At 64.6% G+C, this 10790-nt stretch carries 10 protein-coding genes and 1 tRNA gene; 10 read left to right on the top strand and 1 reads right to left on the bottom strand.

From position 1 onward, the window contains the following. The 8 genes from AC062T_RS03040 to AC062T_RS03005 all read left to right on the top strand — a co-directional run. Positions 1 to 382, top strand: a 382-nt coding sequence (locus AC062T_RS03040; RefSeq protein ID WP_476027275.1) for a FadR/GntR family transcriptional regulator, incomplete at its 5' end; no start/stop codon positions are given. 69 nt (positions 383 to 451) lie between these two features. Then, positions 452 to 1636 carry a tRNA dihydrouridine synthase DusB gene (gene dusB / locus AC062T_RS03035; protein ID WP_476027273.1) on the top strand — a complete coding sequence of 395 codons (1185 nt, stop codon included), beginning with the start codon at positions 452 to 454 and terminating at the stop codon, positions 1634 to 1636. Continuing rightward, positions 1629 to 2891: a deoxyguanosinetriphosphate triphosphohydrolase gene (locus AC062T_RS03030; RefSeq protein ID WP_476027271.1), complete on the top strand. Its 1263-nt coding sequence runs from the start codon at positions 1629 to 1631 to the stop codon at positions 2889 to 2891. The genes dusB and AC062T_RS03030 overlap by 8 nt, the downstream gene beginning before the upstream one ends. A 38-nt stretch (positions 2892 to 2929) precedes the next feature. Continuing rightward, complete coding sequence (gene dnaG, locus AC062T_RS03025; RefSeq protein WP_476027269.1) at positions 2930 to 4885, top strand: DNA primase; 1956 nt, start codon at positions 2930 to 2932, stop codon at positions 4883 to 4885. 30 nt (positions 4886 to 4915) lie between these two features. Further along, entirely contained in the window at positions 4916 to 5758 is an 843-nt protein-coding gene (locus AC062T_RS03020; RefSeq protein ID WP_476027267.1) for an ATP-binding cassette domain-containing protein, read from the top strand. Beyond that, on the top strand, positions 5724 to 6755 hold the full coding sequence (locus tag AC062T_RS03015) for a lactonase family protein (RefSeq protein WP_476027265.1): 1032 nt from the start codon (positions 5724 to 5726) through the stop codon (positions 6753 to 6755). Before AC062T_RS03020 ends, AC062T_RS03015 begins: the two co-directional genes overlap by 35 nt. Before the next feature lie 55 nt (positions 6756 to 6810). Beyond that, positions 6811 to 6883, top strand: a tRNA-Asn gene (locus tag AC062T_RS03010). Positions 6884 to 6953: 70 nt separating this feature from the next. After that, the gene (locus AC062T_RS03005; RefSeq protein ID WP_476027263.1) at positions 6954 to 7922 is read left to right on the top strand and encodes a sensor histidine kinase; all 969 of its coding nucleotides are present in this window, start codon (positions 6954 to 6956) and stop codon (positions 7920 to 7922) included. Here the strand turns inward: AC062T_RS03005 and def are convergent. Continuing rightward, positions 7919 to 8485 (bottom strand): peptide deformylase, encoded by a 567-nt coding sequence (gene def / locus AC062T_RS03000; protein ID WP_476027262.1) that lies wholly within the window; start codon positions 8483 to 8485, stop codon positions 7919 to 7921. The two genes, AC062T_RS03005 and def, sit on opposite strands and share 4 nt — an antisense overlap. A gap of 39 nt (positions 8486 to 8524) precedes the next feature. On the opposite strand from def, the gene AC062T_RS02995 reads away from it, so the two are divergent. Both AC062T_RS02995 and AC062T_RS02990 read left to right on the top strand, forming a co-directional pair. Beyond that, the gene (locus AC062T_RS02995) at positions 8525 to 9484 is read left to right on the top strand and encodes a DMT family transporter (RefSeq protein WP_476027260.1); all 960 of its coding nucleotides are present in this window, start codon (positions 8525 to 8527) and stop codon (positions 9482 to 9484) included. A gap of 82 nt (positions 9485 to 9566) precedes the next feature. After that, positions 9567 to 10790 (top strand): glycosyltransferase (locus AC062T_RS02990; RefSeq protein WP_476027258.1); only part of this gene is annotated, 1224 nt, incomplete at its 3' end.

The raw sequence follows: 10790 nt of genomic DNA, 5'->3' as shown, positions 1-10790 counted from the left end.
CGCGATCCTCGAGGTCGGGGCGGCGCGACAGGCGGCGCTCAGCGAATTGAGCGGTCCGCAGCGCGACAGCCTGTGGCAGGCCCTTCAGGAGTGTTCTGCCGCGGAGCCGTCCGACTATCGCCGCAGCGATTCTCGGCTGCATCTTCTCATCGCTGAACTGGTCGGTTCTCCGAGTCTCGTGCCGTTGGTCGCCGACATTCGGATGCGCGTGAACGAGCTGCTCGACGGCATCCCTCTGCTCGCGCCGAACATCATCCACTCAAACGAGCAGCACGAAGCCATCGTGAAGGCGATCCTTCGCGGCAATCCGGAAGAGGCGACCAGGGCCATGGAAGAGCACATCGCGGGTTCGGAGGCGCTGCTGAGAGGTTTCTTGGCGTGAATCTCATACCAATCGGGCGCGGCGGGGGCGAAAGTAGGGGCGGGGCTCCCGATCTGGGAGAATGAGACGATGAACGTTCTCGACGCCACCGTTACCCGCCCGGCCGCCGCCGCTGCCGGTGGCGCGCCCCTGCGTATTGGTCCGCTCGAACTCGATGTTCCCGTGGTGCTCGCACCGATGGCCGGCATCACGAACACGGCCTATCGCAGGCTGTGCCGGGAGTTCGGTGCTGGGCTCTACGTGAGTGAGATGATCACGAGCCGCGCCCTTGTCGAGCGCACCCCCGGCAGCATGCGCCTCATTCAGCACCACGAGTCGGAGACGACCCGCAGCATCCAGCTCTACGGCGTCGACCCCAAGACCGTGTCGGATGCTGTGACGATGCTGGTCGCAGAGAATCGCGCCGATCACATCGACCTCAACTTTGGCTGCCCTGTGCCCAAGGTCACCCGCAAGGGCGGCGGTTCCGCGCTGCCGTGGAAGACGGGACTTTTTCGCGACATCGTCGAAGGCGCCGTCAAGGCCGCGGGAGACCTGCCCTTGACCATCAAGATGCGCAAGGGCATCGACAAAGATCACCTCACCTACCTCGAGGCTGGTCGCATTGCCGAGGGTGCCGGGGTTGCCGCGGTCGCGCTCCACGCGCGCACCGCCTCTGAGTTCTATAGCGGTCAGGCCGACTGGTCGGCAATTGCCAAGCTCAAAGAGACCGTCACGAGCATCCCGGTGCTCGGCAACGGCGACATCTGGTCTGGCGAGGATGCCGTGCGCATGGTCGAGCAGACGGGGTGCGATGGCGTCGTCGTCGGCCGCGGATGCCTTGGTCGCCCGTGGCTCTTCGGCGATCTTGTGGCCGCATTCAACGGCGAGAAAGATGTTGCCCAGCCGAGCCTCGGCGTCGTGGCCGCGACGGGTCGCCGCCACACCGAGCTTCTCACCGAATTCTTCGACAGTGAAGAGTGGGCCTGCCGCGACATTCGCAAGCACATGGCCTGGTACTTCAAGGGTTACCCGGTCGGTGGCGACCTGCGTAGTCAGCTCGCCAAGGTCGAAAGCCTGAACCACCTGGACGACCTTCTGGGTCAGCTCGACTGGGAGATGCCATACCCGGGAGTCGGTGCGGAGGGCCCTCGCGGCCGCGCTGGCCACCCCAAGCGCCCCGCGCTACCCGACGGCTGGCTCGACAGCCAGGAGCTCAACGAGGCCCAGAGCCGCGAGGTTGCCGGAGCAGAGCTGGATTCCAGCGGTGGCTGAGTCCGACCTCGCCGCGCAGGGCTATGGCGAGCACGATACTGCCCGCTTTCTGCCAGAGGAGCACTATTCGCGGCGCAGTGATTTTGCGCGCGACCGTGCCCGGCTGCTGCACTCGAGCGCCCTGCGCCGCCTTGCGGCCAAGACCCAGGTGCTCAGCCCCACCCAGGGACTCGACTTCGCCCGCAATCGGCTAACGCACTCGCTCGAGGTCGCTCAAGTGGGCCGCGAGCTCGCCACGTCGCTCGGGCTCAATCCCGACGTCGTCGACACTGCGTGCCTAGCCCACGACCTCGGGCATCCGCCGTTCGGACACAACGGGGAGAAGGCCCTCAACGCGTGGGCGGCGGAGATCGGCGGGTTCGAGGGCAACGCCCAGACGCTGCGGCTTCTCACGCGTCTTGAGCCAAAGGTCATCGGCGATGACGGCCGGGTCTACGGCCTCAATCTCACCCGCGCGAGCCTCGACGCGAGCTGCAAGTACCCGTGGCCGGATACCCGGTCGGTGGCGGACCCGAGCGGACGCGCCAAGTTTGGTTTTTACAAAGACGATGTGGCCGCGTTCGAATGGCTTCGCCGCGGAGCTCCAGAGGGACGGCTGTGCATCGAGGCGCAGGTCATGGATCTCTCCGATGACATCGGGTACTCCGTGCACGATTTTGAGGATGCGATCGTGGGCGGCTACCTCGACGTGGCCGCGCTCGGCGCGAGGGTCGATCACGACGCCCTCGTGGATTCGATGTTCGAGTGGATCGGCGGCGAGTTCACTCACGACGAGCTCATCGCCGCATTCGACCGCCTCGACAGCTTGCCGGTGTGGATCGATACGTGGGATGGCAGCAGGCTCGATCAAGCCAGGCTCAAGAACCTCACGAGCCAACTGATCGGGCGATTCGCCGGGGGAGCGGTACAGGCGACCCGAGAGGCTTATCCTCAGCCGACGCTCGCGCGCTTCGCCGCCAATATCGTGATTCCGCGGGAGATCGGGGCCGAAATCGCGGTGCTCAAGGGCATCGTGGCGGCGTTCGTGATGTCCAAGAACACCCGCCAGCCCATCTACGCACAGCAGCGCGAGATTCTCACGAGCCTGGCCGATGTCCTCTATGCAACAGGGCCATCCGCCCTTGATGCTGGCTTCGCCGCGGATTGGGCCGAAGCCGCCGACGATGCCGCACGCCGCAGGGTCGTTGTCGACCAGGTGGCGAGCCTCACCGATCAATCGGCGATGGCCTGGCACGAGCGGCTGCTCGGCAGCTGACGGCCTGGGCATCGTGCTGCCCTCAGTAGACTGACTACATGGCTGGCCTCATTCGACGAAACGATATCGATGAGGTTCGCGCGCGCGTGAACATCGTCGATATCGTCGGCGATTACGTCACTCTCAAGGGCGCCGGGGTTGGCTCACTCAAGGGGCTGTGCCCCTTTCACGACGAGCGCAGCCCGAGCTTTCATGTTCGTCCGCAGGTGGGCCGCTATCACTGCTTCGGTTGCGGCGAAGACGGCGACGTCTTCACCTTTCTCCAGCGTATGGACCACGTCTCGTTCTCTGAGGCCGTCGAGCGCATGGCGGAGCGCATCGGCTTCGAGCTGCACTACGAAGATGGCGGAACGGCCAACCGCGACTACGGCAATCGTGCCCGTTTGCTCGCAGCAAACAAGGCAGCCGCCGAATACTTTGTTTCGCAACTTGTGCGGCCAGACGCGGAGCCGGCGAGACGCTTTTTGGGCGAGCGTGGGTTCGATCCCGCGGCCGCCGAGCGGTTCGGAGTCGGCTTTGCACCCAAGAGCTTCGATGCCCTCTCTGCCCACCTGCGCTCCCTCGGCTTTACGGAGGCCGAGCTTGTCACCGCCGGTCTCCTCAGCACGGGTGAGCGTGGCGGTGCCTATGATCGCTTTCGCGGCCGACTCGTGTGGCCCATCCGGGATGTGACGGGCCAGACCCTCGGCTTCGGTGCTCGTCGTCTTCTTGACGACGACAAGGGCCCCAAATACCTCAATACGCCAGAGACCCCCGTTTATCACAAGTCCCAGGTGCTCTATGGGCTCGACCTCGCCAAGCGCGACATCTCCAAGGGCAAGCAGGTCGTCGTCGTCGAGGGCTACACCGACGTCATGGCGTGTCACCTTGCGGGGATTACGACGGCGGTCGCAACCTGTGGCACGGCCTTTGGGGTAGACCACATCAAGGTTGTTCGCCGAGTGCTCGGCGACTTCGACAACGCCGATTCGACAGCCCTCGGCGAGGTCGTGTTCACCTTCGACCCCGACGAGGCAGGGCAGAAGGCTGCGAGTCGTGCCTTCGCCGAGGAGCAGCGCTTCGCTGCCCAGACCTTCGTTGCCGTTGCCCCCGATGGGCTGGATCCATGCGATCTGCGCCTTACCCGAGGCGACGAGGCGGTTCGCCTGCTCATCTCAGGCAAAAAGCCCATGTTCGAGTTCATGATCCGCCGGGTGCTCGCCGAGCACGATCTCGACACCGTCGAGGGCCGAGTGGCCGCCCTGCGTGCTGCCGCGCCCGTCGTCGCTGGCATCCGCGATCGTGCCCTCAGCACGGGATACGTTCGCAATCTTGCGGGCTGGCTCGGCGTTGACCCTTCAGAGGTTTCGCGGGCGGTGTCGGCAGCGCAGCACAAGGCATCGGCCGCGAGCGAGCAACGGCCCGATGCTCGTCCGCAAAGCTCAGCGGCACCGAGCCAGCGTCAATCCGGCGCTCCAGGGCAGACACACCAGAGCGTCGAGCAGCCGGAGCACGATTCCGGGCCGTCGATCACGCAGTTGCCCACAGACCCGGCCACCCGCTTAGAGCGGGATGCGCTCATGGCCTTGCTGCAGCATCCGGAGGCTATTGATCGCGATCTTGCGGTGCGCGCGAGCCAATCGTCGTTTTCTCACCCCTCACTTGCCGTCGTGCGTGACGGTATCGCGGCCGCGCTCATGATCGACGAGAGCGGCAACGATGCGTTCGCCTCTGCCGTTTGGCTCGACCGGGTTCTGCGCGAAGTTCCCGCCCCGTTCTCGCGTCTGGTCACTGAGCTGGCGATAGCCCCACTCCCAGACCGCTCCAATGATGTTCGGGCCTATTGTGAGGGCATCACGACCTCGCTTGTTGATCGTGACCTGCTTCGTCTCAAGGCGGAGCTGCTGGGCCGGCTGCAGCGCACGGATTCCGTCGCCGATGCCGGTCGCTATGGAATGCTGCAGCGAGAACTTGTTGCCGTGGAACAGGAGCGCAGAGCGCTCCGCAGCGACTGACGTTCTGTGAGTGCGTGAGGGGATGTGCTGATGACGGCGAATAGGGTGGGCGAGCCGGTTGTATCTGCCCGGGATCTGTCGATCCACTATGTCTCGCGCGATGCGCTGTCCTATCACAAGGCCATCTCTGGGGTGTCGTTCGACCTCGCTCCAGGAGAGGTTCTTGGAGTCGTGGGGGAGTCAGGCTCTGGCAAATCCACCCTGGCAATGACGGTCGCAGCGCAAGCCGGGCGCGGCACAGCAGGTTCAGGAACCGCCGAGATTTGCGGTGGTTCGCTTCGGGTGGGCAGCACCGACATTCGGCGATTGACCCGTCGGCGGCGCGACCGACTGACGCTCTCCACCGGGTACCTTTCGCAGGGCGCAGCCGTGAGCCTCAACCCGCAGCTGACGGTGTCAGAGAACGTGGCCGAGCCGATCTTTTTGCGTGATCGTCGCTTCAACCAGAGGGAGGCGATGACCGCCGTCGCGACGCTGATCGACTCCGTGCAGCTGCCGCTGAGCGTGCTCGATAGCCTTCCGCACGAGCTCAGCAGCGGGCAGCGACAGCGCGTGGCCCTGGCGCGAGCGCTCATCCTTGAGCCGACGCTCTTGGTTGCCGATGAACCAACGCGAGGCATCGATGCCACCGTGAGGTCGGGGGTGATCGAGGTTCTGCGCGAGCTTCAGCGGGAGCGCGGGTTCTCGGCCCTCATCGTCAGCAGCGACCTCGATGTCATTTCGACGGTTGCCGATCGAGTCGCCGTGCTCGACCGGGGCCTCCTCATCGGGATCGGTCCCATCGCCACGGTGTTCACCGACCCGCAGCATCCGTATCTCAGGTCGCTTGCCGCGGTGCATGACCAGCGGAGGCGGCAGAGCGGTGCCGCCTGAGCCTGCGGCGCTGACAAATGCGGCGTCGATCACGCTGTGGAGCGGCGGATACACCGCCTCGATGGGTGGCTCTGCCCATGGAATCGGGTTAGTCACCTGGGATGGCACCGAGCTTGTCTGGGGAGGGACTATCGCGGAGACGTCGTCGCCCTCCTGGCTCGCCCGGCAGGGGTCGACGCTCTATGCCGCCGACGAAGCCGCTGGCCTCGTCACTGCATTCCGCATCGAGAATGAATCCTTGCGGTTTATCGGCTCCGAAGCCACGAGCGGCCAGCACCCCTGCCACATCGCAATAATTGACGAGACCCTTGTCGTGTCGAACTATGGTGGCGGCTCGATCGATGTCATTCCGCTTGAGCGTGACGGCTCATTGGGGCGGCCGCTTTCACCGCTCAGCGCCCACGGATCGGGCCCGCGCCCTCAGCAGGAGGGTCCGCACGCCCACAGCACGCTCGCCGCGGCCCCTGGCGTCGTTCTCAGCGCCGATCTGGGCACGGATCACGTCCACGTGCATCACGGCAGCGCGCGGGCGCTGACGCGCGGCGGGTCGCTTAAGCTCCCGCCCGGCACAGGTCCCCGCGACCTCGTGGCGCTGGGCGAGCGCGTGCTTATGCTGGCCGAGTTTGGCTCGCGCATCTTCGAACTGACCACGGATGCCGTGGTCGCCGACGCGCCGATCGTGAGCGACCCAGACGATGCAGACCAGGCCGCTGGCCTCATTGCGGGCGCCGACGGGCGCTTTCTCTACGCCGGTTTGCGGGGCACTAACCGAATCGCCGTTGTTGATGCGGTGACGCTGCAGCCTGTGGGCTCTGTGCCGTCCGCGGGGGACTGGCCACGGCATCTAGTCGTGGTCGATGACGTACTGTTCGTCTCCAATCAGCGCTCAGACTCCGTTGCCGCATTCGTGATCGATGCCGCAACCGGAATGCCGGAATTCGCCGCAAGTACGGCGGTTCCGACCCCCACGTTTCTCGGTGACACGCGCGAGCGGTGACGCTCGATTTGGTGGCTGGTGATTCCTTGGTAAAGTAAACAAGCTGTTTCAGCGATCCTCGATAGCTCAATTGGCAGAGCAGCCGGCTGTTAACCGGCAGGTTGTTGGTTCGAGTCCAACTCGGGGAGCATTAGGCCCCCACCGTTCGCGGTGGGGGCTTTTGTGTTGCGGTGGACGGCGTGCGGTGCAACTATCACGATGTTCCGCTTTCTCGGCCCTGCAGAGCTCCTCTGCGGCGGTGTCTGGTTGATCTTGGGAGTTGTTGTGCAGTCCTGGCTGAGTGACGAATCGCTGGTTCCGAACTATGCCCTCGTGGGCGCCGGCATCCTTCTGGTTCTCGGCATTGCCGGCGTCGTGCTCTGGCTCGTCGCGCTGTCGTTGCGCCGTTCTACCGTCCGCCAGCTTGGGCAGGCCGACCGCGAGGTCATCGAGCTAGAACTCAGCCTCGCTGAGCAAACAGCCCGCATGCGCATGGCCCGCGAGCTGCAGGAGGTCGCGATTCATTCGATGGCGTCGATTCTGGCCGAGGCCGACGGCGCTCGATACAAGGGCGAGGCCGACCCAGCGGCCGCCGTGCGCTCTGCCACCGTTATCGCTGCGGATGCTCGCTCTGTTTTGGCCGATCTACGCCGCATTATGGCGATTGTGCGTCAGGGCGAGGCCGATGCCTCACCTCAGCCTGCGATCCGCACGGCTCGGGAGCTCTTCCGGGTCATGCGCGACGCGGGGCTCGATATCCGCTTCGAAGATATTGGCGACCGCTTCGATCTCAAGCCGGGGGCCGAGGTCGCGGTGTTCCGCATCCTGCAGGAGGCGCTGTCGAACTCGCTCAAGCACGGGGGAGAGGGCACCGAGGTTCGAGTCACGTTCCGTTGGTCGGGCGAGGGACTCAACGTGCTCATTGACGACGACGGGATCCGAGCATCCACTCGGCGTGATGGAGACGACCCTAATCGCGTTTCGCGCCGGGGTGGCTACACGATCGACGACGACGCTGCCGCCTTGACATCAACGCCAACGGGGCCCGGCATCACCGAGATGCGGGAGCGCACCGAGCTCTTTGGCGGGGTGTTCAACGCCTATGTCGTTCCCGGCGTGGGCTTTTCGGTCTCTGCAGCCTTCCCGGCGCTCCGCTCCGAGAATGGCGTGCCTGCCGTCAGCCGCTAGGCGTCGAGGTCGTCGACTCCTGGCATCCAGGTGAGGCCGGGCACACCCCAGCTGGAACGTTTGACCGCCTTCTTGGCGGCCTTGAGGTGCGTGTGCTCCAGCCGGTCGACATAGAGCACGCCGTCAAGGTGGTCGTACTCGTGCTGGAAGATGCGAGCAAGCCAGCCCTCGGCCACGATCTCGAACCGATTCTGGTCGAGGTCGGTGGCGCGCAGCATGATGCGGTCTGCGCGGCGCAGCGGATAGCGCTCGCCCGGCACAGAGAGGCAGCCCTCGGACTCGAGATCCTCGTCGAGCGGCTCGATTGCGAGCGGGCTCTGCCACAGTTCGGGGTTGATCGCGACGCCTCGGTGCTCCACGTCGTCCTCGTCCACCCAGCCAAAAACGAACAGCCGCAGCCCGATGCCCACCTGCGGGGCTGCGAGGCCGACTCCCGGCGCAGCATCCATCGTCTCGAACATGTCGTTGACGAGCGTCCTCAGCTCCGGAGTGAACTCCGTGACGTCGCGGGCGGGGGTATGGAGCACGGGGTCTCCGGTGATAACGATGGGAAGCACGGCCATTTGCCCAGAATATCCTGCGCGAGCCGGTAGGGTCGTTTCGTGCTGCCTGACATGACCCAACTCGCTGTGGAGAGTCTCACCCCTCTGCAGTATCTGGGAATCCCCGTCGCGCTTCTCGGCGCGGTGTTCTTAGCTATGGGTGCTCAATTGCAGCATCGCGGGGTGAGCAAGGTCGAGGCCAGCGAGCAGAGCATTGCAGAAGAAAAGGCCCGCTCCGAGGGAATGATCGAGCCCCTCGCCAAAAGCGCAGGGCTCGGGTTCCGCCAGATTGTGCTTCTCGCGCAGCGACCCTCCTGGCTCATCGGCACGGTCATGCTGGGTCTCGCCGTTGTACTTCAGCTCACGAGCCTCTATCTCGCGCCGATCACCCTCGTGCAGCCGCTCGGTGCCGTCGCGCTCGTCATCACGGCGGTGCTCAACGCGAGGGTCTCCAAGGTGCGGTTGGATGCCGTGAGCATCAGGGCCATCACGTTCTGTGTGGTCGGTGTCGCCCTTTTTGTGGGCGTCGCCGCGTTCACCACAGAATCCCATCGCGTCACCGATCGCCAGTTGTTCATCATTCTGGGCATCCTCGCCGTCGTAACCATCACGTTTGCGGTGGTGTTCGCCATCTATCGCGCCCGGTTTCGCGCGATTTTCTACATCTTGGGCGCCGGCATCCTCTATGGATTCGTGGCGACGCTCGCCAAGGTGGTGCTCGATCGCATCAAAACGGGCGATTTTGATTGGCTCGTCGTCGTGTGCGTTGTGGCGCTTCTCATCGCCACGGTGCTCGGCGGTTATTTTGTGCAAAATGCTTACTCGTCTGGCCCGCCCGACCTCGTCATCGCTGGTCTGACGGTGATCGACCCGATTGTTGCCGTAACGATCGGCATCACGGTTCTCGGCGAAGCGAGCAGCGCCCACTGGAGCGCCATCCTCGTTTTCGTCGTCGCCGGGGCTCTCGCGGTCAGGGGAGTCTTCCAGCTCGCGCGCCACCACCCTCAGTCTCGCGACTGAGGTAAGTTAGGTAATTGCTTCCAGCCTGAGCCTGGCACCCGGTTTGTCGCTCGGCACTCATCGCAAGGGATACTGACCCACATTGTCTGATACTTCCGCTGCTCCTCAGGGTGCTCAGGCACCCCTGAAGGTCCTCATCGGGTGCGATACGTTCCCCCCTGATGTCAATGGTGCCGCCAACTTCGCCTCCCGGCTCGGAGCCGGCCTCACCGAGCGTGGGCACGAGGTTCTGGTCGTGGCGCCCGCCTTCAATCGCAAGCACGGCAGATTCATGGAGGACCACGACGGTTCCCGGTTCGCGGTCGAGCGCCTCTTTTCTCTCCGGTGGTATCCGCACGACTGGCTGCGATTTGCCATGCCGTGGACGAGCCAGGCTAATGCCGCCCGCATTCTCGATTCGTTCAAGCCCGATGTCGTGCACATTCAGCCGCACATCCTGGTCGGGCGCGGGCTAGCGCACCAGGCGGCGAAGCGTGGCATCCGTGTGGTTGGCACCAACCACTTCATGCCCGAGAACATGATCGAGCACACACTCCTGCCTAAGTTCGTGCGCAAGACTGCCATCCGCATGGCGTGGAAGGATGCCTCCAAGACCTTCGCCCTGTGCGAGTCGGTTACGACTCCCACGCGCAAGGCGGCGGTCTTTCTCGAGAGCGAGACGGAGCTGACGGATGTCCACGCGATTTCGTGCGGCATCGACGCGAGCCTCTATTCGCAGAACATGGAGAAGCCGGCCGAGAATCGAATCGTATTCGTGGGCCGGGTCACGGGGGAGAAGCACATCGACGTGCTCCTGCGCGCTGTGGCGACGCTCGACCCGAGTCTCGACGTCAAGCTCGACATCGTGGGGGGCGGCGACCAGCTCTCTGCGCTCAAGCAGCTCGCTGTGTCACTGGGAATCCGCGACTGTGTCGACTTCACCGGCTATGTGAGCGATCAGGAGCTGCGGTCGATTCTGACGAGGGCGTCGCTCTTCGCTATGCCGTCGATTGCAGAGCTTCAGAGCATTGCCACGATGGAGGCAATGGCCTCCGGGCTCCCCGTCGTTGCCGCAGACGCGATGGCGCTTCCCCACCTCGTCCACGATGGCGAAAACGGCTTTCTGTTCACCCCCGGCGATGTCGCCGATCTCGCGGCCAAGCTCACGCGCGTGCTCGAGATGCCGTGGGAAGAGGTGCTCGCCCTGAAGAAGGCCAGCCTCAAACTGATCGTGCCCCACGACATCCAGCGGACCCTCACGACCTTTGAGAGCCTGTATCGTGGTGAATCGGTCACCGATCCGGCGACCGACGTGTCGCTCGGGGAA

Source organism: Homoserinimonas sp. (genome assembly GCF_056262345.1).
This window is presented reverse-complemented; position numbering and strand designations above follow the sequence as displayed.